Source organism: Stenotrophomonas sp. Steno-C17 (assembly GCF_056393165.1).
In genome coordinates this window covers 1-23,890 of the sequence record NZ_JBWJPD010000032.1, presented here as the reverse complement: position 1 = coordinate 23,890, position 23,890 = coordinate 1, and the positions used below count along the sequence as shown (strand labels likewise).

The window sequence follows — 23,890 nt, the reverse complement described above, 5'->3', positions numbered from 1 at the left end:
CAACTGCCTGTTCAGGTTGGGGGTTTTCCACCCCCGGAAGCGGGCGGGTATACCCGTGATGGTCATCTAGCCGTCATAATTCCCTCTGGTGCCGTCCTTCCCGCGACGGCTGACAGGTTTCTCAATGTTCTCTCTGCAGACCATTTTCGGTTCCGGCAAACAGTTCTACACCCTGCTTGATGAGGCTGCCGTCGCGGCCAACGACGCCGCCAAGGCGCTGCATTCCATGCTGCGCGAGGCCGACCGCCAGCCGGCGCTGGACGCCTTCAAGCTGGCCCGCCTGCGCGAGCGCGCGGCGTCGGACAAGATCAGCCAGGCGCTGGTGGACAGCTTCATGACCCCGATCGAGCGCGAAGACATCGAAGCGCTGGGCTCGGCCCTGTACAAGATTCCCAAGCAGATCGAGAAGTTCGCCGATCGCTATTCGCTGGCCACCACCCACCTGGAACACATCGACTTCGCGCCGCGCGCGGCGATGCTGGAACAGGCCGCCGGTGTGGTCGTGGAAATGGTGGCCGACCTGCGCCACATGAACCTGGACCGGATGACCGCGCTGAACGAGAAGCTGCGTTCGCTGGAAAACGAAGCCGACCGCCTGATGCTGGAGCTGTACCGCGACATCTACTCCGGTCGCCTGGACAACCTGCAGATGTTCCTGCTGAAGGAATTCTTCGAGATCCTGGAAAAGGCCATCGACCGTTGCCGCGAGGCCGGCGTGGTGGCGTACCAGATCGTGTTGAAGAACAGCTGACGGACGCCGCCGCATGTTGACCCTTGTCCTGGTGGTGATCCTGGCCGCGCTCGTCTTCGAGTTCATCAACGGCTTCCACGACACCGCCAATTCCATTGCCACCGTGGTGGCGACCAAGGTGCTCTCGCCCGGCTGGGCGGTGATGCTGGCCGCCTTCATGAACCTCATCGGCGCGCTGACCGGTACCGCGGTGGCGCTGACCATCGCCTCGGGCCTGCTCAACACCAACGTGGTCGATGTCACCCCGCAGGTGATCCTGTGCGCGCTGCTGGGCGGCATCATCTGGAACCTGATCACCTGGTGGAAGGGCCTGCCGTCCTCCTCCTCGCACGCGCTGATCGGCGGTCTGTGCGGTGCCGGCCTGGCCGCCGCCCACAACAACTGGGACGCGCTGATCTGGTCCGAACGCCTGGGCAGCTGGGCGCAGAACAAGGGCCTGCTGTGGAAGGTGTTCGTGCCGATGATCACCTCGCCGATCGCCGGCTTCCTGCTGGGCATCGTGGTGATGGTGCTGCTGTGGGGCCTGATCGCCGGCCTGGCCAAGATCGGCGGTGCCATCGGCCGCCTGGCCCGTCCGCGCATCGTCAACGCGTTCTTCGGCAAGGCGCAGATCGCCTCGGCGGCCTACATGGGCTTCGCCCACGGCCACAACGACGCGCAGAAGACCATGGGCATCATCGCCATGACCCTGATCGGCGCTGAAGCCACCGGCGCGCTGGACAACCTGCCGTCATGGCTGGCCTTCATGCACCCCGATGCCAGCGCCGGCGACGGCATTGCCATGTGGATCGTGCTGACCTGTGCGGTGGTGATGGCTGCCGGTACCGCCTCGGGTGGCTGGAAGATCATCAAGACCCTAGGCCACAAGATGGTCAAGCTGCACCCGATCCACGGTTTCGCCGCCGAAACCAGCTCGGCCACCATCCTGACCCTGGCCGCCCACTTCGGCATGCCGGTCTCGACCACCCACAGCATTTCCACCGCGATCATGGGCGTGGGCTTCGCCAAGAACCCGCGTTCGCTGAAGTTCGGCGTGATCGAACGCATCGTCTGGGCCTGGATCCTGACCATCCCGGCGGCTGGTGGCTGTGCATACCTGATCCTGAAGCTGTTCGAGCTGGCCGGCTGGACCTGATGCCGGCAGCCCCGGGGTCAGCGCCCTTTCCCTGCGGGAAATGGAACTGACCCCCGTAAACAGAAAAAGCCCGCCGGATCCCGGCGGGCTTTTTTCTTGGGAGAAACCATACTTCCGGACCCATCGTGTCGACCAAGGTCGACACCTACCAAAGCAGAACCATTCTCCTGCACCCATCGTGTCGACCAAGTTCGACACCTACCAGAGCAGAACCAGGGTCAGAGCCCGTGCCGACCAACGGTCGACACCCACCAACAACGCCAGGAACCTGTCAGCGGCGGGGCGGGGTGGGGTGGGCAGGCGGGGGCGCAGAGCGCCATGGATGGCGCTCTACGAGGCACGCAGGAGCGGTTTTTGCCGTCCCCCGCCTGCCCACCCCGTCCCGCCGCCCCCCGGGATGCAGGCTTTTGCTTTTGCCGTTGCCGTTGCCGTCAGCGGGTGCCGGGCCGCAGGCCCGGCCTGCAGCCCACCTCAGTTACGCTGGAACAGGGCCTGTACATCGCGACGGAACGCGGCCTGGCTGTCGGCCCGGCTGTAGAACATGTGCCCGCCGGGATAGCTGCGTACCTGCACCCGGTCCGGGTTGCTGCCCATCGTCGGCATCTGGTCCACGGTCAGGATCGAACCCATGAACGGGCACGACAGATCGTTCCAGCCATGCACGATCAGCACCTGCAGGTGCGGGTCGATCGCCACCGCCTGGCGCAGCTGGGTCACCGCGCCCTGGCGCAGGTCGCCATTGCGGTCCCACAGCCGGTTCACGTCGTAGTTCAGTGCCTGGTAACGCGCATCCACCTTCCAGCCCACCACCCGGGTCACGAAGTCGACCATCGCCGTGGTGGTCGGCGCGATGATGCTGTCCAGCAGCGGGTCGTTGGCGCGCTGCTCCGGATCATTCGGGAACGGATCGAACGCAGTCACGTTGGAGTCGTAGCGGCTGCCCAGCGTGCCCTTGTCACGGAACACCTCGCGCAGGTACGCCTGCGTTTCCAGTCGGCCACCGGCACGGCGCACGAACTGCGGATCCAGGCCGGTCAATTCGGTCACCCGGCGCAGCATCGCCTCGGTCGCCTGCGGATCGCTGCGGCCCTTCATCAACGCCGTTGCATAGTCGCCACGGGTGTACTCGACCACCTCGCGCATCGCCGCATCGGTCAGCTTGCCCTGCCGCTCCAGCTGCGCGGCCGCGATCGAAGGCAGGGTCTGCATCCACGCCATCGGCGAGACATCGGCATTGTCTTCCAGGGTCGGGCTCAGGTAGGGCGACACCAGCACCAGCCCGTTCATGGCCACGCCCAGACGGGTCTGCAGGTAGTGGGTGATGCGCGGACCGCGATAACCGCCGTAGCTTTCGCCGGTCAGGTACTTGCGCGAGGCCATGCGCTGGTTGCGCAGCAGCCAGTCGTAGATCGTGCGGGACAGGTACTCGATATCCGCGCTGGGGGTGTACAGCTGCTTCTTCGCCTCGTCATCGCCGATGCGCGCGCGGCTGAAGCCGGTGCCCACCGGGTCGATGAATACCAGGTCGGTGAAGTCCAGCCAGGTACCGGGGTTGTCATGCAGGGTGGCCGGTGCCGACGCACTGTCGCCCTCCGAACCGAAGGTGACCACCTTCGGGCCGATCGCCCCCAGGTTGAGGTAGACCGAAGATGCGCCGGGGCCGCCATTGAGGGCGAACGTCACCGGGCGGTCCTTGCCCGGCATCGTGTAGGCCGTGAACACCACATCGGCGATCACCTTGCCCTTCTCATCGCGTACCGGCAGGGTGCCGACCGTGGCGGTGTAATCCAGCGTGCGGCCGCCCAGGCGCATGCTCTGCCGCACCGACGCATCGGCGGGCAGGGCGGTCACTTCGTGGGCGGGCGCCTTGGTTTCGGCAGCGTCGGCGGCGGGGGCCGCCTGGGCAGCGGCATGCGTGACAAGCAGGCCGACGCAGAGCGTGGCAGTGTGCAGCAGGGACTTCATGGCACCAGAGCGGTAGCGGAAGGGGACTGCGATGCTAGGTCCCCGCGGCGCGCGCGGTATGTGTCCAAAGGCATGGCCCAGCCCTGCGGTCCGTTGCGGCCAGATTCGGTCAAGCCGGCCGCGGCGTGCGCGCGTCGTCGGCCAGCAGGCCGTACACGGCAGAGTCCGAAAGCTCGCCCTGGATGCGCCAGCGCTGCCGCAGCAGTCCTTCGCGGGCGAAGCCCAGTCGCTCCAGTACGTGTGCCGAGGGTGCATTGCGCGGATCGATCTCCGCTTCCACGCGATGCAGCTGCAGGGTCTGGAACAGATAGTCCAGCAGTCGCTGCAGCGCTTCATGCATGTAACCCTGGCCCTGTTGCGCCGGCGCCAGCAGGTAGCCGATCTCGGCCCGCAGCGCATCACGATCCAGTGCGAACACCACGCAGATGCCCAGCAGCGGGCCCTCGATCGACTCGCGCACGGCCAGCTTGAGTTGCGTGCCGGTGGCCTGTGCGGCCAGATCATCGTCGATCTGCGCGCGCGCTTCGGCCGGGCGCGTCCACGACGGGTGGTGCCACCAGCGCATCACCTCCGTGTCGGACTGCAGTGCGTACAGCGCGGCGGCATCGTCGCGGCGGATCGGGCTCAGGACCAGGCGCGCGCTGTGCAGCGGCAGGCCCGGGAACAGCAGCGAGTGGCTGGGCAATACGGTGGTCCACGCGGGTGAACGCGCATTATCGCGCCGCCGGCTTTGCCGATGGCGGCGAAAGGGGCGGGGTCGGATCCCTTTCCGCAGGAAAGGGCGCTGACCCCAACGCCGGCAACGTGGGGTCAGAGCCCGTTGCTGCGCAACCGGATCCGACCCCGCGCCAGGGTCAGGCTTCCAGCGAAGCCAGGTCGCCCTTGCTTTCCAGCCAGCCCTTGCGATCGCTGGCGCGCTTCTTGGCCAGCAGCATGTCCATCAGCGAGCGGGTCTGCTCGCCATCGTCCACGGTCAGCTGCACCAGGCGGCGCGTATCGGGATGGATGGTGGATTCGCGCAGCTGCGGCGGATTCATTTCACCCAGGCCCTTGAAGCGGGTCACGTTCACTGCGCCCTTGATCTTCTCGCGCTCGATCTTGTCCAGCATGGAACGCTTCTCTTCCTCGTCCAGCGCGTAGAACACCTGCTTGCCCACGTCGATGCGGAACAGCGGCGGCATCGCCACGAACACGTGGCCGGCATCGACCAGCGCCGGGAAGTGCTTCAGGAACAGGGCGGTCAACAGCGTGGCGATGTGCAGTCCGTCGGAGTCGGCGTCGGCCAGGATCACCACCTTGCCGTAGCGCAGCCCGCTGATGTCATCCTTGCCCGGGTCACAGCCGATGGCGATGGCCAGGTTGTGCACTTCTTCCGAGGCCAGCACGCTGTTGGACGACACTTCCCAGGTATTCAGGATCTTGCCTCGCAGCGGCATGATGGCCTGGAAATCCTTGTCGCGCGCCTGCTTGGCACTGCCGCCTGCCGAATCACCTTCCACCAGGAACAGTTCGGTGCGCGACAGGTCCTGGCTGATGCAGTCGGCCAGTTTGCCGGGCAGGGCAGGGCCCTGGGTGACCTTCTTGCGCACCACCAGCTTTTCGGTCTTCAGGCGGGCACTGGCGCGCTCGATGGCGATCTGCGCGATCTTCTCGCCCAGTTCCACGTTCTGGTTCAGCAGCAGGCTGAAGGCATCGTGTGCGGCGCCTTCGACAAAGCCAGCGGCCTGGCGCGAGGACAGGCGTTCCTTGGTCTGGCCGCTGAACTGCGGATCGGTCATCTTCAGCGACAGCACGAACGACACGCGGTCCCACACGTCTTCCGGGGCCAGCTTGACGCCGCGCGGCAGCAGGTTGCGGAAGTCGCAGAATTCGCGCAGCGCCTCGGTCAGGCCGGTGCGCAGGCCGTTCACGTGGGTGCCGTGCTGGGCGGTGGGGATCAGGTTGACGTAGCTTTCCTGCACCAGCTCACCTTCCGGCAGCCAGGCCACGGCCCAGTCCACCACCTCGGTGTCCTTCTTCAGGTTGCCCACGAACAGGTCGGCCGGCAGCGACTCGCGCTCGCCCAGTTCCAGCTTCAGGTAATCGCGCAGGCCGTCTTCGTAGTACCAGGTATCGACTTCGCCGGTGGCCTCGTCGGTCAGCTTCACGGTCAGGCCCGGGCACAGCACGGCCTTGGCGCGCAGCAGGTGCTTGAGCGCGCGCACGGCGAACTTGGGCGTGTCGAAGTACTTCGGGTCGGGCCAGAAGCGCACGCGGGTACCGGTGTTCTTCTTGCCCACGGTGCCGACCACTTCCAGCGGGGTGGCGCGGTCGCCGTTGCGGAAGGTGATGCGGTGTTCGGCGCCTTCGCGCTTGATGTGCACTTCCACCAGGGTGGAAAGCGCGTTGACCACGCTGACGCCGACGCCGTGCAGGCCGCCGGAGAAGGTGTAGTTGTTGTTGCTGAACTTGCCGCCCGCGTGCAGGCGGGTCAGGATCAGCTCCACGCCGGGGATCTTCTCTTCCGGATGGATGTCCACCGGCATGCCGCGGCCGTCATCGCTGACCTCCACGCTGCCGTCCTTGTACAGGGTGATCTCGATCGAGCGGGCATGGCCGGCCAGCGCCTCGTCCACCGAGTTGTCGATCACTTCCTGCGCCAGATGGTTCGGGCGCGCGGTGTCGGTATACATGCCGGGACGGCGCTTGACCGGGTCAAGGCCGGACAGGACTTCAATATCGGCGGCGTTATAGCGGGCGTTCATCTATGTTCGGAAGCTTGGAGCGACGCGCAAGTGTGCGGTCTGGAACGCGATTTTGCACGCCTGCGGTTCAGCCTCGGCTGCACGGAGGGGGTAAAATGGACCTCGCTGGAATCCAGACGCCGGCACCCCCATGTCGAAGCCATACCGCGAGGAGGACTCCATGAAGAAGTTGCTGACCATTGCGATCCTGGCCGCTGCAGCCGTAGCCGTGCCCCTGGTCATGGCGCAGAACGCCGGCCAGCCGGCCCCGCAGCAGAACGACCAGGCCGACAAGGCGGCGCAGTCCGAGGCGGACGCGAAAGCCAAGCGCCGGGCCCAGGCCAATGCCGAAATGAAGGCCAAGGGCCAGCCGGTCCCGCAGCAGGAAGAAGAAGAGGAAGCGCGGAAGAAGCGTTAAGGCTTCCGCTCCCAAGGCCCTTGGTACAAGGGTTCTGTTCCTGAACGCCCCGCATTGCGGGGCGTTTTCTTTTGCCCTTGCCGTCATCTGCCCCTTGGGTTGGCGGCCCTCTATCTGTAAACTATGGCTTTCCGGGAGTAAGTGCGTGTCCACCCTTTGCGAATGGGCTGGAAGGGCCAGGTCTGGCCTCCAGCAATGCGGGTCGCAGGTGACGGTCGAAATGGCCGGCACGGCCGGCCCGACCTCGCACGAAGGTTCCCGCCCGGCGCCTGCCGCCGGCCAGGTCCGCACCTCCCTCGCTGCCCCAGCGAACCGGAAAACCCCCTTTCTGCACCCTGTCTGCCCCCCGGGCAGGCGCGGTGCTGCCGTTTTCCATTTCCAGACAGGATGCTTGCAGCCATGACTCCCTTGATTTTCGTAACCGGCGGCGTGGTGTCCTCGCTCGGCAAAGGCATTGCCGCTGCGTCACTGGCCGCCATCCTCGAAGCGCGTGGCCTGAAGGTCACCATGATGAAGCTCGACCCGTACATCAACGTGGACCCGGGCACCATGAGCCCGTTCCAGCACGGTGAGGTGTATGTCACCGACGATGGCGCCGAGACCGACCTCGACCTGGGCCATTACGAGCGTTTCGTGCGCACGCGCCTGAGCCGCAAGAACTCGGTCACCACCGGCCGCATCTATGAGAACGTGATCCGCAAGGAGCGCCGCGGCGACTACCTGGGCGCGACCGTGCAGGTCATCCCGCACATCACCGATGAAATCCGCCGCTGCATCGACGAAGCCACCGAGGGCTACGACGTGGCCCTGGTGGAGATCGGCGGCACGGTGGGCGACATCGAATCGCTGCCGTTCCTGGAAGCCATCCGCCAGGTGCGCACCGAGCGCGGCCCGGAAAAGGCGCTGTTCATGCACCTCACCCTGGTGCCCTACATTGGTGCCGCCGGTGAACTGAAGACCAAGCCGACCCAGCATTCGGTGAAGGAACTGCGCTCGATCGGCATCCAGCCGGACGTGCTGCTGTGCCGTTCCGAGCAGGCGGTGCCCGATTCGGAGCGCCGCAAGATCGCCCAGTTCACCAACGTCTCCGAACGCGCCGTCATCAGCGTGCCGGACGTGGACGTGCTGTACCGCATCCCGTCGGGCCTGCACGCGCAGGGCCTGGACGAGATCGTGGTGAACCAGCTGAAGCTGGCCGACAAGGTCGGCCCGGTGGATCTGTCGATGTGGGAAGACGCCGTCGATGCCACCCTGCACCCGCTGGATGAAGTGACCATCGCCGTGGTCGGCAAGTACGTCGACCACCAGGACGCCTACAAGTCGGTCGGCGAAGCGCTCAAGCACGGCGGCCTGCGCCAGCGCACCAAGGTCAACCTGAAGTGGCTGGAAGCGCAGGACCTGGAAGGCACCGACATGGCCGCACTGGCCGATGTCGACGGCATCCTGGTGCCGGGCGGCTTCGGTGACCGTGGTTTCGAGGGCAAGGTGCTGACCTCGCAGTTCGCCCGCCAGAACAGCGTGCCGTACTTCGGCATCTGCTACGGCATGCAGGCCGCCGTGGTCGACTACGCGCGCCACGTGCTGGGCCTGGAGCAGGCCAACAGCACCGAGAACGACCGCCAGTCGCCGGACCCGGTGATCGGCCTGATCACCGAATGGCGTACCGCCACCGGCGACGTCGAGAAGCGCGACGACAAGAGCGACCTCGGTGGCACCATGCGCCTTGGCCTGCAGGAGCAGCGCCTGAAGCCGGGCACCCTGGCCCGCGAGCTGTACGGCAAGGACGTGGTGGCCGAGCGCCATCGCCACCGCTACGAGTTCAACAACCGCTACCGCACCCAGCTGGAAGATGCCGGCCTGGTGATCTCCGGCAAGTCGATGGACGACACCCTGGTGGAAGTGGTGGAGCTGCCGCGCGATGCGCACCCGTGGTTCCTGGCCTGCCAGGCGCATCCGGAATTCCTGTCCACGCCGCGCGACGGCCACCCGCTGTTCATCGGCTTCATCCGCGCCGCGCGTGAGCGCAAGGCCGGTGGCGCACTGCTGGCCGAAGCCCGCGCCTGACTTGTGAATGGGGGCCTCGGCCCCCATCCTGCATGCTTCAACCCAGCGCGCCGGTCGTCCCGGCGCAGCGGACAAACAAGGAAACGCCATGAAACTGTGTGGATTCGAGGTCGGGCTGGACCAGCCCCTGTTCCTGATCGCCGGCCCCTGCGTGATCGAGTCGATGCAGCTGCAGCTCGATACCGCCGGCAAGCTGAAGGAGATCACCGACAAGCTTGGCGTCAACTTCATCTTCAAGTCGAGCTTCGACAAGGCCAACCGGACCTCGGGCACCGCGTTCCGCGGCCCGGGCATGGAAGAAGGCCTGAAAGTGCTGGCCGAAGTGAAGAAGCAGATCGGCGTGCCGGTGCTGACCGACGTGCATGAATACACTCCGATGGACGAAGTGGCCTCGGTGGTGGACGTGCTGCAGACCCCGGCATTCCTGGTCCGGCAGACCGATTTCATCCGCAAGGTGTGTGCCGCCGGCAAGCCGGTCAACATCAAGAAGGGCCAGTTCCTGGCGCCGTGGGACATGAAGCCGGTCGTTGAGAAGGCCAAGTCCACCGGCAACGAGCAGATCATGGTCTGCGAACGCGGTGCCAGCTTCGGCTACAACAACCTGGTCAGCGACATGCGTTCGCTGGCGGTGATGCGTGATACCGGCTGCCCGGTGGTGTTCGATGCCACCCATTCGGTGCAGTTGCCGGGCGGGCAGGGCACCAGCTCCGGTGGCCAGCGCGAACACGTGCCGGTGCTGGCGCGTGCCGCCGTGGCCGTGGGCATCTCCGGCCTGTTCGCCGAAACGCATCCGGACCCGTCCAAGGCGTTGTCCGATGGCCCCAATGCGTGGCCGCTGGACCAGATGGAAGCCCTGCTCGAGACCCTGATGGAGCTCGATGCGGTGACCAAGAAGCACGGCTTCTCGCGCTTCGCGTGAGTCGTGACCCGTGGGCGGCGCTGGAAGCCCAGCGTCGCCGGCGGCACTGGCGGCAGTGGTCCTGGGGCTGGGTGGCCGTGGCCTTCGGCCTGTTGATGTGGGCGGCGTTGGGCTATGCCGTGTTGCTGGCCGCGGGAAGCATGCGGATGCCGGGCGACGGTGCCGCGCCGCGCTGGCAGCACACGCTGGCCTGGGCCTGCCTGAACACGGCCGCCGTATCGTGCGTGGTGAGTGCGGTGAGCGCCGGTCTGGGCTGGCACCTTCGCCGTGCGCGCGGCGCGGCCTCGCTGGCGGCGCTGCTGTTGCTTGCCTTGGCGGTGCTGGTGGGCTGGGTCGTGGCAGCCCAGTGGTAATTGCCCCGTGATCGTCTCTACCTGGGCGGGGAGCCCATTCACCTCATGAATCCGACATCTTCCGCGCCCGCTTCGCGCCGTCCGTGGCCGTGGGGCCTGTGCGCACTGGCGCTGGCCGTGTTGGCCTGGGTGTCCCTCGGCGCGGGTCTGCTGGTGTTTCTCTCGGCCATCGGGTCGCCCGGCGATGGCAGCCACGCGCTGGAGTCGGTACAGGTCGCCTTGTTTGCAGCCTTGAGTGTGCTGGTGTTGTCCGCGCTGGGCAGTGGCGTGGCCTCGGTGCTGGCCTGGCGGGCGCAGCGCGGTCGTGCCATGGCCGCCGTGGCAGCGCTGCTGCTGGCCCTGTTGGGCATGATCGTGGCCGTGCCGATGCTGCTGCCGGGCCAGGATCCGGTCGTGATCGGCGACACCATTTGGCAAGCGGCGGGCAGCCGGGGATAATCACGCGGCATTCGTTTTGTCGCCTCCTCTCCTTACAGGTAACCGGTCCGACCATGAGTACGATCCGCAGCATCCACGCCCGTGAAATCCTCGACAGCCGTGGCAACCCCACGCTGGAAGCCGAAGTCATCCTGGAGGACGGTTCGTTCGGTCGCGCCGCGGTTCCCTCCGGCGCCTCGACCGGCACCAAGGAAGCGGTGGAGCTGCGCGACGGCGACAAGACCCGTTACCTGGGCAAGGGCGTGCGCAAGGCCGTGGAGAACGTCAACACCACGATCGCCGGCGCGCTGAAGGGTTTTGATGCCGTCGACCAGGCTGGCCTGGACCGCCGTCTGATCGATCTGGACGGCACCGAGAACAAGGGCCGCCTGGGCGCCAACGCGCTGCTGGGTGTTTCCATGGCTGCCGCGCACGCCGCCGCCGCGTCCAGCAAGCAGGCCCTGTGGCAGTACCTGGCCGGCAAGACCGGCGCCACGCCGTCGCTGCCGGTGCCGATGATGAACATCATCAACGGCGGTGCGCACGCCGACAACAACGTCGATTTCCAGGAGTTCATGGTGCTGCCGGTCGGCTTCACCTCGTTCTCCGAAGCGCTGCGCGCCGGCACCGAGATCTTCCATTCGCTGAAGTCGGTGCTGAAGGGCCACGGCCTGAGCACCGCCGTGGGCGATGAAGGCGGCTTCGCACCGGACTTCCGCAGCAACGTCGAAGCGCTGGACACCATCCTGGAAGCGATCGGCAAGGCCGGCTACACCGCCGGTGAAGACGTGCTGCTGGGCCTGGACGTGGCCTCCAGCGAGTTCTACGAGAACGGCAAGTACAACCTGGTGGGCGAGAACAAGCGCCTGACCTCCGAGCAGTTCGTCGACTTCCTGGCCGACTGGGCCGCGCAGTACCCGATCATCACCATTGAAGATGGCCTGGCCGAGAACGACTGGGCCGGCTGGAAGCTGCTGACCGATCGCATCGGCAAGCAGGTGCAGCTGGTCGGCGACGATCTGTTCGTCACCAACCCGAAGATCTTCCAGGAAGGCATCGACTCGGGCACCGCCAACGCGATCCTGATCAAGGTCAACCAGATCGGTACGCTCAGCGAAACCCTGGAAGCGATCGCCATGGCCGACCGCGCCGGCTATGCCGCCGTGGTCTCGCACCGTTCGGGCGAAACCGAAGACACCACCATCGCCGACATCTCGGTGGCCACCACGGCCACCCAGATCAAGACCGGCTCGCTGTGCCGCAGCGATCGCGTGGCCAAGTACAACCAGCTGCTGCGCATCGAGGAAGCCCTCGGCGCCGGCGCGCGTTACGCGGGTCGTGACGCCTTCGTTTCGCTGAAGCGCTGAACCCATGCGCGATTGGCGCTGGCTGCTGCTGGTGCTGGCCCTGCTGCTGGCATGGCTGCAGTACCGTTTCTGGTTCGGCCCGGGCAATTCGGGTGAAGTGATGATGCTCGAAGCCCAGGTCGCCAACCAGGAACGGGACAACGAAGGTCTGCAGCAGCGCAACGATGCGCTGGCTGCGGAAGTAAAGGACCTGAAGGAAGGCCAGGCCGCCATCGAAGAGCGCGCACGCAGCGAGCTGGGCATGATCAAGCCCGGCGAGAAGTTCTATCGCGTGGTCGAGGACGCCGCGTCGCGTCCGCCGGCACCGGCTCCGGTGGCGGCACAGACCGGCGACCACCCGGCGGATGTGCCATGAGCGCGGCCATCTGGGTGGTGGTGCCGGCCGCTGGCCGTGGCGCCCGTTTCGGTGCGCCGTTGCCCAAGCAGTACCTGCCGGTGGCGGGCAGGATCCTGCTGGCCCACACCCTGGATGCGCTGCTGGCGCATCCGGCGGTGGCCGGGGTGATGGTCGTGCTGGGTCCGGAAGACGCCGACTGGCCGGGCTGGACCGAATGGGCCGGCAAACCCGTGTTGACCTGCACCGGCGGTGCCACCCGTGCCGCATCGGTGCTGGCCGGGCTGCAGGCGCTGCCTGACAGCGTGCGTGCCGATGAATTCGTGCTTGTGCACGACGCGGCGCGCCCGAATCTGTCAGCGGCCGATCTGGGCCGGTTGCTGGAAGTGGGGCGCGCAGACCCGGTCGGTGCGATCCTGGCCGCGCCGGTGCGCGACACGCTCAAGCGTGCCGGTGACGACGGTGGCATCGATGCCACCGAGCCACGCGCACGCCTGTGGCGCGCGCTGACCCCGCAGTTGTTCCGTCGCCACCAGTTGGCCCGCGCATTGGCCGAGGCCGCTGCCGCCGGGGTCGAGGTGACCGACGAGGCCATGGCCATGGAGCGCCAGGGCCATCGCCCGCTGCTGGTGGAAGGCAGCGAGGACAACTTCAAGGTCACCACGCCGGCCGATCTGGACCGTTTCGAATTCGTACTTTCCCGCCGCGCCGGTTGAACGCCCGCGCGGCCCTGTTGCAAGGGTTGCATCCATGAGCACCGCTCCGTTCCCGCCCGTCCGTATCGGCCAGGGCTACGACGTCCATGCCTTCGGTGAAGGCGACCACATCATGCTTGGCGGCGTGAACGTGCCGCACAGCTGCGGCGTCCTGGCCCACAGCGATGGCGACGTGATTCTGCATGCGCTGTGCGATGCGATGCTGGGGGCACTTGCGCTGGGCGACATCGGCCAGCATTTCCCGCCCAGCGACGACCGCTGGAAGGGTGCTGACAGCAGCGACTTCGTGCGCCACTGCAACAGCCTGCTGCGCGAGCGCGGCTGGCGGGTCGGCAACACCGACATCACCGTCATCTGCGAGCGCCCCAAGGTCGGTCCGCATGCGCTGGCCATGCGGGAGCGCATCGGCGATCTGCTGCAACTGCCGATGGACGCCGTCAGCGTGAAGGCGACCACGTCGGAGAAGCTGGGCTTCACCGGGCGTGGCGAAGGCATTGCCGCGCAGGCCGTGGTGCTGCTGGTGGCCGCATGATTCCCGTGCCGTTGGCGTTCGGTGCGCCGTTGCTGCGCGCACGCATCCGCAGCACGCCGGAAGACTTCCAGGTGGACGAGCTGCCGGCCTTCGAGGCCACGGGCGAGGGCGAGCACCTGCTGCTGCACATCCGCAAGCGCGGTGCCAACACCGTGCATGTGGCCAAGCTGCTGGCCGCCTGGGCCGGCCTGCCGGAAATGGCGGTCAGCTATGCCGGCATGAAGGACCGCCACGCCGTCACCACGCAGCGTTTCAGCGTACACCTGCCCAAGCGCGTGGCGCCGGACCTGGCGACCTTGGCCAGCGAAGAAGTCGAGGTGCTCGACGCCACCTGGCACAACCGCAAGCTGCAGCGCGGCGCGCTGGCCGGCAATCGGTTCAAGCTGGTCCTGCGCGACGTGCACGGTGACGCCGCGGCGATCAGCGAACGGCTGCAGCAGATTGCGGTGCGCGGGCTGCCGAACTGGTTTGGCGAACAGCGCTTCGGTCGCGATGGCGGCAACGTGCCGGCAGCGCTGGCCATGTTTGGTGGTCGCCGCATGCGCAAGGACCAGCGTTCGCTGCTGCTGTCGGCGGCCCGTTCGGCGCTGTTCAACCGCGTGCTGGCCGCGCGCGTGGAGCAGGGCAGCTGGGACCAGCCGTTGCCGGGCGAGGTGTGGATGCTGGACGGCAGTCGCAGCGTGTTCGGTCCTGAGCCGTACAGCGACGCGCTGGCTGAGCGCCTGGCGCGCTTCGACATCCATCCCAGCGCCCCGTTGTGGGGCGAAGGCGAGCTGCGCAGCACCGATGCCGCGCGCGAACTGGAACTGGGCGCGCTGGACGATGAAGAGTCCAAGGCGCTGCGCGCAGGCCTGGAGGACGCCCGCCTGAAGCAGGAGCGTCGTGCACTGCGCCTGCGCCCGGCGTTGCTGCAGCACCAGTGGCTGGCCGACGATGTGCTGGAGCTGTCGTTCGCACTGCCGCCGGGCTGCTACGCCACCGCAGTGCTGCACGAGCTGGGGCCGGTCGAAGACGCCTCGCAGGGGTGAAGGCCCGGCAGTGCGGCGCATTCACGCCCATTGCGCCCAGTAGATCCACGCCATGCGTGGATGAATGCTTCACCGTCGCGCCAACAACACCAGCACCGCGCCGGTGCCGCCCTGTCCGGGCGGCGCCGAATGAAACGCCAGCACATCGTTGCGCAGCCGCAACAGACGATCGACCAGGTTCTTCAGCACCGGCGCACCGCCATCGGACTGCAGCCCCTTGCCATGGATGATGCGCACGCAGCCGAACTCATGCGCATGCGCTTCCAGCAGGAACTGCCGCAGCAGCACTTCGGCCTGCGCGGCGGTGGCGCCATGCAGGTCCAGCTCATCCTGCACGGAATACTGGCCGCGCTTGAGCCGCTGGAACATGCGCGGCGGCAGCGCATCGCGCCGGTAGCTGGCGGTATCGCCGGCCTCCAGCGGGCTGCTGTCGCGCAGCAGACGGGCGAACTCACCGGCCGCTTCCTGTTCGTCGCGTTCGGCCATGCGCGCGCGCGGCTTCGGCCGTGGCGCGGCCGGGGCCGGTTCGGCATCCTTGCGCAGCGGAGTGACTTCGCCGATGGCCGCGCGGAACAGTGCGGCGGGGTCTTCATCTTCTGGGTGCGACATGCGCACAGGGTAAACCGCCGGCGATGCGGTGCCTATGGCGTTTCAATCGCGTCCGTGACCGCCGGCAGGGTAGGACCCGCGCCCCGCTTGCGGCACAATAGCCGGCGCACTTGCGAGATCGCCGGTTCCCGAGGGGGCGGCTGCCGGTCCCGCCCACGCGGCAAGGTGATGGAATCGAATTCTTGGAAAATCAAGCGGTTAAATCGAACATGCGGATCCTGGTCAGCAACGACGACGGCGTAGACGCCGCTGGCATCCGGATGCTGGCCACGGTGCTGCGCGAGGCCGGGCATGAAGTGACAGTGGTCGCACCCGACCGCGACCGGTCCGGTGCCAGCAATTCATTGACGCTGGATCTGCCGATCCGGCTCAAGCGCATCGACCACTACACCGTCTCGGTGGCGGGCACGCCGACCGATTGCGTGCATCTGGCGCTGACCGGGCTGCTTGAGTTCGAACCGGATATCGTCGTGTCGGGCATCAACAACGCCGCCAACCTCGGCGACGATGTCATTTATTCCGGCACGGTTTCGGCCGCCATGGAAGGTCGCTTCCTGGGGCTGCCGGCAGTGGCGGTGTCGCTGGTCAGCCGCAACCACGATCCGAAGCATTTCGAGACCGCTGCGCGTGCCGCGGTGGAAATCGTTGCACGGCTCAAGGCCGACCCGCTGCCGGCCGACACCATCCTCAATGTCAACGTGCCGGATCTGCCGTGGGGTGAGGTCAAGGGGTTTGAAGTGACCCGCCTGGGCAACCGCCACCGTGCCGAAGGGTGCATCGCGCAGAAAGATCCGCGCGGCAACGAGGTGTACTGGATCGGTCCGGCCGGCCGCGAGCAGGACTCCGGCCCCGGCACCGACTTCCATGCCGTGCGCACCGGGCACATTTCGATCACGCCCATCCAGGTCGATCTGACCCGCTACCAGGCGCTGGAGAAGGTGGCCAGCTGGGTCGGCGGGCTGAGCGCCGCGCTGGACCGGCCGGCATGAGCCCGCGCCTGCGCCTGCAACCGGAAGCGGTTGGCATCGGCATGACCTCGCAGCGTGTGCGCGACCGTCTGGTCGACCGCCTGCGCGAGGCCGGCATTGCCGACGAAACCACGCTCAACGCCATCCGGGTGGTGCCGCGCCATCTGTTCATCGATGAAGCATTGGCGTCGCGGGCTTACGAAGATACGGCGCTGCCGATCGGCCACGGCCAGACCATCTCGCAGCCCTGGGTGGTCGCGCGCATGACCGAAGCCGTGCTGCAGGTGGCGCCGAAGAAGGTGCTGGAAGTGGGCACCGGCTCGGGCTACCAGGCCGCGGTGCTGGGCGCGGTCGGGCTGGAGGTCTATACCGTCGAACGCATTGGCGACCTGCTGCGGCAGGCGCGCAAGCGCTTCCGTGCGCTGGGCATGAACATCCGCACCAAACATGACGATGGCCGTGTCGGCTGGGCCGAGCATGGTCCGTTCGACGCGGTGGTGGTAACCGCCGCGGCACCGGCCCTGGTCGATGCCCTGGTTGAACAACTCGCCGTCGGGGGACGCCTTGTGGCCCCGGTGGGTGGCCCCGGCGGGCAGTCGCTGGTGCAGCTTGATCGCAAGGCAGACGGAAGTATTGAACAGCGCGTGCTGGCACCGGTCACGTTCGTGCCGCTGCTGTCCGGCATGCTTGATTGAATCCAGGGAGCAGGGTTGCATGAAGATTTTCGGGCCGCTGTACGAGCGGGCGATGAAATGGGCGGCACACGAGCGCGCACCGACGTATCTGACCGTGTTGAGCTTCTTCGAAGCCATCATTTTCCCGGTCATGCCGGAGGTGATGCTGGCGCCGATGTGCGTGGCCCAGCCCAAGCGTGGCTGGTGGTTCGCGACCCTCAGCCTGGCCGGCTCCATGGTCGGCGCCGTGGTGGGCTATGCGCTGGGCCACTACGCCTTCGAGGCGGTGAAGCCGCTGTTCGAACTGATGGGCATGTTGCCGGCGATTGAAGACGGCATTGCCACCGTGCAGGCGAAGATGGCCGAATCGCCGTGGGCGGTGTTCACGTTCCTGGTGCTGGGCGGCTTCATGCCGATTCCGATGAAGGTCTTCACGTGGGCATCGGGTATCGTCGGGGTGCCGATGCCGCAGTATCTGTTGAGCATGCTGATCGGTCGTGGCAAGCGCGTGTACGTTCTGGCCGCGGTGATCCGCATCGGCGGCCCGCGCGCGGAAGCTGCGCTGCGGCGCTGGATTGAACCGCTGGGCTGGATCGCCACCGCGATGGTGGTGGCGCTGGTTGCCTGGCTTGTATGGAGGTCGAAGTTCGCATGAATGCACAAGGTCTGGGCAAGGGAGTGCGCATCGGCGCGCTGGCGTTGCTGGTTTCCACGCTGGCCGCCTGCGGCACCGCCACGGTGGTGCGCCCGGGTGGCGGCGCCGCCACCAGTACGCCAAAGACCTCGGTGCCCAAGCCGGGTCAGACGGTGGTGGTGCGCAAGGGCGACACCATCTACGCGCTGGCCCGCATCCATGACATCACGCCTGCCGACCTGATTGCCTGGAACCGCCTGGACAACCCCTCGCAGATCTATCCGGGCCAAGTCATCCGCCTGTATCCGCAGGGCGCGGGCAGCGGTCGCGCGCCCACCACCGTGGTCACCGCGCCGCGTCCCGCCACCGGCACTGGCAGCAGCGCAACGCCCGCGCCAAGCGCGACCCCGGCAACCCCGGTGAAAAGCAGCATCGCCTGGCGCTGGCCGGCAGACGGCGCGGTCGTGGGGCGTTATGTGGCCGGTGATGCCACCAAGCAGGGTGTGGACATCGCTGGCAGCAGCGGTGCCCCGGTGCGCGCGGCGGCCAACGGCGTGGTGGTGTACTCCGGTGCGGGCCTGGTGGGCTACGGCGAGCTGATCATCATCAAGCACAACGACCAGTGGCTGTCGGCCTATGGCCACAACCGCAAGCGTCTGGTGAACGAAGGTCAGAACGTGAAAGCCGGCGAGCAGATCGCGGAAATGGGCCGTACCGGGGCCAACCGCGACATGCTGCACTTCGAGATCCGCTACAACGGCAAGCCGGTCGACCCGCAGCAGTATCTGCCGGCGCGCTAGCGCGGGCAGATACGGGTAGCGCCGGGCCATGCCCGGCGGCTCTTCGCGCCCACACGAAAGCGCGGGCAGATACGGGTAGCGCCGGGCCATGCCCGGCGGCTCTTCGCGCCCACACGAAAGCGCGGGCAGATACGGGTAGCGCCGGGCCGAGCCCGGCGGCTCTTCGCGCCCACACGAAAGCGCGGGCAGATACGGGTAGCGCCGGCCGGGCCGGGCCTGGCCCGGCGTAGGCCTGGCTGCGGGGCAGGGTGGTCGTTTGCGGCATTGCCTGTCGCAAATCCATCTTCCCGCTTGCCCGTGAACGCGGCATTCTGCAAAAGCCCCTACGCATTGCGGTGCCGCATGATCCGTACTCTTCCAGCGTTGCTGCTTCTCGCCGCCACGCCGCTGGCTGCAGCGGCCAACGACCCGCACGCGGTCGCCACCCGCTTCTATGCCGCGGTGCAGGCCAATGGGCCGGATCAGGCGGTGACCGCACCGCTGCTGGGCGACGCCCTGCGCGCGGCCATCGACGCGCAGCGCGGTTACGAACAGGCCTGCACGGCGCTGGCCGCGCCCGATGAAAAGCCGCACATGCTGGACCAGAGCCCGTACCTGTACGCACCGGACCGGCCGGAATCGGTCTCGGTAGCGGTTCCCGTGACGAGCGGCGACGCGATCTGGCTCGACGTTGCTATGGCGGTGGGTGACTACCGCTGGACTGACCGGCTGCTGCTGCAGAAGCAGGGCCCGGACTGGCGGGTCATGGACATCCGCTGGGGTCAGGGCGGCAGCCTGATCGGCCGTTTGAAGGCGTTCTCGGCCTACCGTTGCACCGCGACGGACCGCTAGCGCCGGGCCATGCCCGGCGGTCCGGCCTCAGCCTTCCAGAATGAAGGCGGCGGCTACCTTGCGGCCTTCGCCGGCAAGAATGTTGAAGGTGCGCGCGGCGGCTGGATTGTTCATCACTTCCAGGCCGATGCCGCGCGACAGGCACGCGGCCATCACCACGGCGGGCGGGAACACCTGGCGATCGCCGGTGCCCAGCACGATCAGCGCCGGGTTCAGCGCCAGGATCGGTTCCAGGTCAGCCAACTGCAGCGCGCCGGCGTGCGTGACCGGCCACGCCTGCACCAGCTGGTCCGGGGTCAGGAAGAAGCTGCTGGACAGGGACTGGTCATTCACCCGCGCGCTACGGCCATCGGCCGCGCGCAGGCTGTAAGCGTAATCAGGCGGTTCGTGGTTCAGCTGCATGGGGCAGGGCGATCAGCCGCGCGGAAGCACGATCTGGCGCTGTTCCTTGCTGGGGCGGTAGAGCACGGCCACATGGCCGATGCGCTGCACCAGCGCGGCTTCGGTCGCCTCGACAATCTCGCCGATCATCACGTCACGGGCGTCGCGATCTTCAGCGGCCACCTTCACTTTGACCAGTTCGTGGCGCTCCAGCACCTCGTTCAGCTCGGCGATGAACGCGGGCGTGATGCCCTTGCCGCCGGTCTGCAGCAGTGCCTTCAGATCGTGGGCTTGGCCGCGCAGGAAACGGGTCTGGGAAGCGGTCAGGGCGATGGGCATGCAGAAAACACGGTTGAATGGGGTGATCAGGGTATCATGACGACCCCGTAACCCCCTATTTCCAATGGCTACCCGCAGCAAAAGCAGCCAGCGCTGGCTCAAGGAACACTTCTCCGACCCCTTCGTGAAGAAGGCACAGGCCGAAGGCATGCGCTCGCGCGCGGCCTACAAGCTCGAAGAGCTGCTCGAACGTGACCGGTTGCTGAAGCCGCACATGGTCGTGGTCGATCTCGGCGCCGCGCCGGGCGGCTGGTCTCAGCAGGTACGGAGACAGATTGGCGACACCGGCCGCGTGCTGGCCCTGGACATCCTGGACATGCCGCCGCTGGCTGGCGTGGAGTTCCTTCACGGTGACTTCAGGGAAGAAGCCGTCCTATCGCAGTTCGAAGCCATGCTGGGCGATCAGCCGGTAGACCTTGTGCTGTCGGACATGGCCCCCAATAAGAGTGGTGTAGGCGCGGTCGACCAGCCGCGGATGATGCACCTGGCAGAGCTGGCGCTGGATTTCGCCGACAACCACCTGAAGACCGGTGGGGCGTTCCTGATCAAGCTGTTCCAGGGCGAGGGCTTCGATGACTACGTGCGTGAAATGCGCCGTCGCTACGACAAGGTCTCCATCCGCAAGCCGGAAGCCTCGCGCAAGCGTTCCCCCGAGGTCTACGCCTTGGGTCAGGGAAAACGCGCCCACATGAAGTAAGCTCGACCCGTAAGCTCGACCCCAACGCAATGCCCGCACTGAAAGAGGAACGCTGGAGCCAATGAGGATGAACGACTTGACCAAGAACCTCCTGCTATGGGTGGTCGTCGCCGTCGTGCTGATGGTGGTCTTCCAGAGCTTCTCGCCCAAGTCCTCCGGGGCCGGGGCGCAGGCCGCATCGTATTCGCAGTTCCTGGACCAGGTGGACAGCGGCAACGTGCAGAAGGTCACTTTCGGTGGCGACTCGCGCGGCCTGACCAATGAAATCACCTACACCACCCGCGGTGGCCAGACGGCCACGGTGTCCGCGCCGGCTGATCGCGACCTGATCAACGTGCTGCGCACCAAGAACGTGGACATCGTGCAGGAACAGCCGTCCAGCGGCATTTCCTTCGCGGCCATCCTGATGAACTTCCTGCCGGTCATCCTGATCATCGGCTTCTGGCTGTTCATCATGCGCCAGATGCAGGGCGGCGGCGGCGGTGCCAAGGGCGCGATGTCCTTCGGCAAGTCGCGGGCCAAGCTGCAGGGCGAAGACCAGATCAAGGTCACCTTCGCCGACGTTGCCGGTTGCGACGAGGCCAAGGAAGAAGTGGGCGAACTGGTCGACTTCCTGCGCGATCCGTCCAAGTTCACCAAGCTGGGCGGCAAGATTCCGCGCGGCGTGCTGATGGTCGGCCCGCCGGGTACCGGCAAGACGCTGCTGGCCAAGGCCATCGCCGGCGAAGCCAAGGTGCCCTTCTTCTCGATCTCCGGTTCGGATTTCGTGGAAATGTTCGTCGGCGTCGGCGCCAGCCGCGTGCGCGACATGTTCGAGCAGGCCAAGAAGCACGCGCCGTGCATCATCTTCATCGATGAAATCGACGCCGTCGGTCGCCATCGCGGTGCCGGCCTGGGCGGCGGTCACGACGAGCGCGAGCAGACCCTGAACCAGCTGCTGGTCGAGATGGACGGTTTCGAAGGTGGCGAAGGCGTGATCGTGATCGCCGCGACCAACCGTCCCGACGTGCTGGACCCGGCGCTGCTGCGCCCGGGTCGCTTCGACCGTCAGGTCGTGGTCGGCCTGCCGGACGTGAAGGGCCGCGAGCACATCCTGAAGGTGCACATGCGCAAGCTGCCGCTGGCCGACGACGTCGAGCCGATGGTGATCGCGCGCGGCACCCCGGGCTTCTCCGGTGCCGATCTGGCCAACCTCTGCAACGAAGCGGCCCTGTTCGCCGCGCGCGGCAACGAGAAGGAAGTCCGCATGGACCACTTCGATCGTGCCCGCGACAAGATCCTGATGGGTGCCGAGCGCCGCTCGATGGCCATGAGCGAAGAAGAGAAGACCCTGACGGCCTACCACGAGGCTGGCCACGCCATCGTTGGCCGCCTGGTGCCCGAGCACGATCCGGTTTACAAGGTCACCATCATTCCGCGCGGCCGTGCGCTGGGTGTGACCATGTACCTGCCGGAAGGCGACCGTTATTCGATGAACCGCGTGGCGATCAAGTCGCAGCTGTGCTCGCTGTACGGTGGTCGCGTGGCCGAAGAGCTGATCTTCGGTGCCGACAAGGTCACCACCGGTGCGTCCAACGACATCGAGCGCGCCACCAAGATGGCCCGCAACATGGTCACCAAGTGGGGTCTGTCCGACCAGCTCGGCCCGATCGCCTATGGCGAAGAGGACGACGAGGTGTTCCTGGGCCGTTCGGTTACCCAGCACAAGAGCGTGTCCAATGACACCGCGCGCCGGATCGACGAGGAAGTGCGCAACATCCTTGACGAGGCCTATGCGCGCACCACCGAGCTGATGACGGCCAACCTGGACAAGCTGCACGCCATGTCGCAGCTGCTGCTGCAGTACGAAACCATCGACGCGCCGCAGATCGACGCGATCATGGAAGGTCGCGACCCGCCGCCGCCGATGGGCTGGAACAAGTCCAACAAGGATGGTGGCAGCAACGACAAGGGCGGCGACGCCCGTCCGCTGCCGCCGATCGCCGGCCCGGCCGAGTCGCACTGACGGCCTGCCACCGCTGTACGCAGACGAGGCCGGGGCAACCCGGCCTCGTTGTTTCCGTGCTACACCCCGCATCCCTGTCTTTCGCTGGAGCCCGCATGTCCATTCCCCCGCCGCAGCCGATCTCGCACACCGTTGAAATGGTCATCGCCACGATCGTGGGTGTCGTGGTCGGGCTGACCCTGGACAACCTGCTGCTGGGCTGCGGTGTCGGCATTGGCGTCGGTATCGTCCTGAGCATCATCAAGACCCTGTACGTCGACCGGAAGCGCCGCCGCCCGCGCTGAGGGTTTCCCGGCCGGGCTGCGCCCTGCACCCGCCGAGGCCTCAAGCAACGGCAACAGCAGAGCAAGTGCGGGCATTCCGCGGATTGGCGGGGCGGAATCCGTGTGCTGTTGGTAGGTGTCGACCTTGGTCGACACGGTAGATCCACGCCACGCGTGGATTGGGCGGGCCTTGCGTCCTACCGCTGCTGCGGGTCAGGATGCGCCACCACGGCCGCCATAGGGGGAGGCCGGGTCTACAGGGGATCACCATGAAACTGCTGCTTCCGCTTGCCCTGGCAGGGCTGGCGACGCTTGTTCTGCCCGCCGCCGCCGCTGAAATCCGCGTCGTCCAGCCGGTACCTTTCAGTGAATCGGCGATCATCGCCGAGGCCATCAAGAGCGAGTGCAGCATCGGCGCCACGCTTGCGCAGTCGCTGGCTTCCAACGCCAGCCGCCACGGCAACACCATTGTGTCCGGGCCGGTAGGGGTCGACAGCGGCAGCGGCCGCTCGTTGAAGCTTGAACTGGTCGAGGCGCAGAGTGCAGGCAATGCCTTTACCGGGCACTTCAAGTCAGCTGCAGTGCGTGGCGTGGTGTTCGAGGATGGTCGCCAGATCGCAACGGTCACGGCGCGCCGGGTGTCCCGCGGCGGCGCCTTTGCCGGCTTCAAGGGGTCCTGCACGGTGCTGGACCGCACCGTCAACGCGATTGGCGAAGACCTGGCTGGCTGGTTGGCTGCCCCGGTAGACAACGCGCGCCTGGGTAACCTCTGATCCGGACACCTCCCCACCTTCGAGAGTTGGCCGGCGTCCAGTAGATCCACGCCATGCGTGGATGAATCTGTCAGATATCGAACTCAATCCGGGGTCAGAGCCCGTTGCGCAGCAACGGGATCCGACCCCGTGCCGTTCGGACAGCTCGCGGGAATCTGTCAGAGGCGGGGCGGTGTGGGTGGGCAGGACCGCAG

Annotated in this window: 27 protein-coding genes; 21 read left to right on the top strand and 6 right to left on the bottom strand. The window is 66.8% G+C overall.

Features of this window, described 5'->3' with window-relative positions; genetic code table 11:
* Positions 1-124: 124 nt before the first annotated feature.
* Positions 125-751 (top strand): DUF47 domain-containing protein, encoded by a 627-nt coding sequence (locus tag AC06FA_RS19690; RefSeq protein ID WP_079221423.1) that lies wholly within the window; start codon positions 125-127, stop codon positions 749-751.
* Positions 752-764: 13 nt separating this feature from the next.
* Positions 765-1,886 carry an inorganic phosphate transporter gene (locus AC06FA_RS19685; RefSeq protein ID WP_108752730.1) on the top strand — a complete coding sequence of 374 codons (1,122 nt, stop codon included), beginning with the start codon at positions 765-767 and terminating at the stop codon, positions 1,884-1,886.
* A gap of 471 nt (positions 1,887-2,357) precedes the next feature.
* Here AC06FA_RS19685 and AC06FA_RS19680 read toward each other — a convergent pair whose 3' ends face one another.
* From AC06FA_RS19680 to parE, 3 genes are all read right to left on the bottom strand, one after another.
* Positions 2,358-3,851, bottom strand: a complete 1,494-nt coding sequence (locus AC06FA_RS19680) for a S10 family peptidase (protein ID WP_478069757.1) — start codon at positions 3,849-3,851, stop codon at positions 2,358-2,360.
* Positions 3,852-3,960: 109 nt separating this feature from the next.
* Positions 3,961-4,536 carry a GNAT family N-acetyltransferase gene (locus AC06FA_RS19675; RefSeq protein ID WP_478069756.1) on the bottom strand — a complete coding sequence of 192 codons (576 nt, stop codon included), beginning with the start codon at positions 4,534-4,536 and terminating at the stop codon, positions 3,961-3,963.
* A gap of 169 nt (positions 4,537-4,705) precedes the next feature.
* Positions 4,706-6,595, bottom strand: a complete 1,890-nt coding sequence (parE, locus tag AC06FA_RS19670; RefSeq protein WP_108749221.1) for a DNA topoisomerase IV subunit B — start codon at positions 6,593-6,595, stop codon at positions 4,706-4,708.
* Positions 6,596-6,755: 160 nt separating this feature from the next.
* Here parE and AC06FA_RS19665 point away from each other — a divergent pair, with 160 nt between their 5' ends.
* The 10 genes from AC06FA_RS19665 to truD all read left to right on the top strand — a co-directional run bounded on the left by AC06FA_RS19665 (position 6,756) and on the right by truD (position 14,722).
* Positions 6,756-6,992: a hypothetical protein gene (locus AC06FA_RS19665; RefSeq protein WP_108751520.1), complete on the top strand. Its 237-nt coding sequence runs from the start codon at positions 6,756-6,758 to the stop codon at positions 6,990-6,992.
* A gap of 399 nt (positions 6,993-7,391) precedes the next feature.
* The gene (locus tag AC06FA_RS19660) at positions 7,392-9,056 is read left to right on the top strand and encodes a CTP synthase (RefSeq protein ID WP_312707093.1); all 1,665 of its coding nucleotides are present in this window, start codon (positions 7,392-7,394) and stop codon (positions 9,054-9,056) included.
* Positions 9,057-9,144: 88 nt separating this feature from the next.
* Positions 9,145-9,975: a 3-deoxy-8-phosphooctulonate synthase gene (kdsA, locus tag AC06FA_RS19655; RefSeq protein WP_108749223.1), complete on the top strand. Its 831-nt coding sequence runs from the start codon at positions 9,145-9,147 to the stop codon at positions 9,973-9,975.
* A complete protein-coding gene (locus AC06FA_RS19650; RefSeq protein ID WP_478069755.1) occupies positions 9,972-10,328 on the top strand; it encodes a hypothetical protein in 357 nt (118 codons plus the stop codon). The genes kdsA and AC06FA_RS19650 overlap by 4 nt, the downstream gene beginning before the upstream one ends.
* Before the next feature lie 45 nt (positions 10,329-10,373).
* On the top strand, positions 10,374-10,766 hold the full coding sequence (locus AC06FA_RS19645) for a hypothetical protein (protein ID WP_478069754.1): 393 nt from the start codon (positions 10,374-10,376) through the stop codon (positions 10,764-10,766).
* A gap of 53 nt (positions 10,767-10,819) precedes the next feature.
* Complete coding sequence (eno, locus tag AC06FA_RS19640) at positions 10,820-12,112, top strand: phosphopyruvate hydratase (protein ID WP_478069753.1); 1,293 nt, start codon at positions 10,820-10,822, stop codon at positions 12,110-12,112.
* Positions 12,113-12,116: 4 nt separating this feature from the next.
* A complete protein-coding gene (ftsB, locus tag AC06FA_RS19635; RefSeq protein WP_312707085.1) occupies positions 12,117-12,467 on the top strand; it encodes a cell division protein FtsB in 351 nt (116 codons plus the stop codon).
* Complete coding sequence (gene ispD, locus AC06FA_RS19630) at positions 12,464-13,162, top strand: 2-C-methyl-D-erythritol 4-phosphate cytidylyltransferase (RefSeq protein WP_478069752.1); 699 nt, start codon at positions 12,464-12,466, stop codon at positions 13,160-13,162. The genes ftsB and ispD overlap by 4 nt, the downstream gene beginning before the upstream one ends.
* A gap of 34 nt (positions 13,163-13,196) precedes the next feature.
* The gene (gene ispF, locus AC06FA_RS19625; protein WP_478069751.1) at positions 13,197-13,694 is read left to right on the top strand and encodes a 2-C-methyl-D-erythritol 2,4-cyclodiphosphate synthase; all 498 of its coding nucleotides are present in this window, start codon (positions 13,197-13,199) and stop codon (positions 13,692-13,694) included.
* Positions 13,691-14,722, top strand: a complete 1,032-nt coding sequence (truD, locus tag AC06FA_RS19620; RefSeq protein ID WP_478069750.1) for a tRNA pseudouridine(13) synthase TruD — start codon at positions 13,691-13,693, stop codon at positions 14,720-14,722. Before ispF ends, truD begins: the two co-directional genes overlap by 4 nt.
* A 69-nt stretch (positions 14,723-14,791) precedes the next feature.
* On the opposite strand, the gene AC06FA_RS19615 is transcribed toward truD, so the two are convergent.
* On the bottom strand, positions 14,792-15,331 hold the full coding sequence (locus tag AC06FA_RS19615) for a Smr/MutS family protein (RefSeq protein WP_478069749.1): 540 nt from the start codon (positions 15,329-15,331) through the stop codon (positions 14,792-14,794).
* Between the two features lie 209 nt (positions 15,332-15,540).
* On the opposite strand from AC06FA_RS19615, the gene surE reads away from it, so the two are divergent.
* The 5 genes from surE (at position 15,541) to AC06FA_RS19590 (ending at position 19,238) form a co-directional block, all read left to right on the top strand.
* Positions 15,541-16,320: a 5'/3'-nucleotidase SurE gene (gene surE / locus AC06FA_RS19610; RefSeq protein ID WP_478069765.1), complete on the top strand. Its 780-nt coding sequence runs from the start codon at positions 15,541-15,543 to the stop codon at positions 16,318-16,320.
* The gene (locus tag AC06FA_RS19605; protein ID WP_478069748.1) at positions 16,317-16,994 is read left to right on the top strand and encodes a protein-L-isoaspartate(D-aspartate) O-methyltransferase; all 678 of its coding nucleotides are present in this window, start codon (positions 16,317-16,319) and stop codon (positions 16,992-16,994) included. Before surE ends, AC06FA_RS19605 begins: the two co-directional genes overlap by 4 nt.
* A gap of 19 nt (positions 16,995-17,013) precedes the next feature.
* On the top strand, positions 17,014-17,628 hold the full coding sequence (locus tag AC06FA_RS19600; protein ID WP_478069747.1) for a YqaA family protein: 615 nt from the start codon (positions 17,014-17,016) through the stop codon (positions 17,626-17,628).
* Positions 17,625-18,407 (top strand): peptidoglycan DD-metalloendopeptidase family protein, encoded by a 783-nt coding sequence (locus tag AC06FA_RS19595; RefSeq protein ID WP_478069746.1) that lies wholly within the window; start codon positions 17,625-17,627, stop codon positions 18,405-18,407. Before AC06FA_RS19600 ends, AC06FA_RS19595 begins: the two co-directional genes overlap by 4 nt.
* 342 nt (positions 18,408-18,749) lie before the next feature.
* On the top strand, positions 18,750-19,238 hold the full coding sequence (locus AC06FA_RS19590; RefSeq protein ID WP_478069745.1) for a YqhG/Tai3 family protein: 489 nt from the start codon (positions 18,750-18,752) through the stop codon (positions 19,236-19,238).
* Between the two features lie 27 nt (positions 19,239-19,265).
* Here AC06FA_RS19590 and AC06FA_RS19585 read toward each other — a convergent pair whose 3' ends face one another.
* Together AC06FA_RS19585 and yhbY are read right to left on the bottom strand one after the other, a co-directional pair.
* Positions 19,266-19,640 (bottom strand): Mth938-like domain-containing protein, encoded by a 375-nt coding sequence (locus AC06FA_RS19585; RefSeq protein WP_478069744.1) that lies wholly within the window; start codon positions 19,638-19,640, stop codon positions 19,266-19,268.
* Positions 19,641-19,652: 12 nt separating this feature from the next.
* Positions 19,653-19,958 carry a ribosome assembly RNA-binding protein YhbY gene (yhbY, locus tag AC06FA_RS19580; protein WP_108752746.1) on the bottom strand — a complete coding sequence of 102 codons (306 nt, stop codon included), beginning with the start codon at positions 19,956-19,958 and terminating at the stop codon, positions 19,653-19,655.
* A gap of 64 nt (positions 19,959-20,022) precedes the next feature.
* Between yhbY and rlmE the strand changes: the two genes are divergently transcribed.
* The 4 genes from rlmE to AC06FA_RS19560 all read left to right on the top strand — a co-directional run bounded on the left by rlmE (position 20,023) and on the right by AC06FA_RS19560 (position 23,696).
* Positions 20,023-20,655, top strand: coding sequence for a 23S rRNA (uridine(2552)-2'-O)-methyltransferase RlmE (rlmE, locus tag AC06FA_RS19575; protein WP_006431652.1), 633 nt, complete (start codon positions 20,023-20,025; stop codon positions 20,653-20,655).
* A 67-nt stretch (positions 20,656-20,722) separates the two neighbouring features.
* A complete protein-coding gene (gene ftsH / locus AC06FA_RS19570) occupies positions 20,723-22,660 on the top strand; it encodes an ATP-dependent zinc metalloprotease FtsH (RefSeq protein WP_478069743.1) in 1,938 nt (645 codons plus the stop codon).
* Between the two features lie 95 nt (positions 22,661-22,755).
* Positions 22,756-22,944: a hypothetical protein gene (locus tag AC06FA_RS19565; protein WP_108749239.1), complete on the top strand. Its 189-nt coding sequence runs from the start codon at positions 22,756-22,758 to the stop codon at positions 22,942-22,944.
* Positions 22,945-23,192: 248 nt separating this feature from the next.
* The gene (locus AC06FA_RS19560) at positions 23,193-23,696 is read left to right on the top strand and encodes a hypothetical protein (RefSeq protein WP_478069742.1); all 504 of its coding nucleotides are present in this window, start codon (positions 23,193-23,195) and stop codon (positions 23,694-23,696) included.
* Positions 23,697-23,890: the final 194 nt, after the last annotated feature.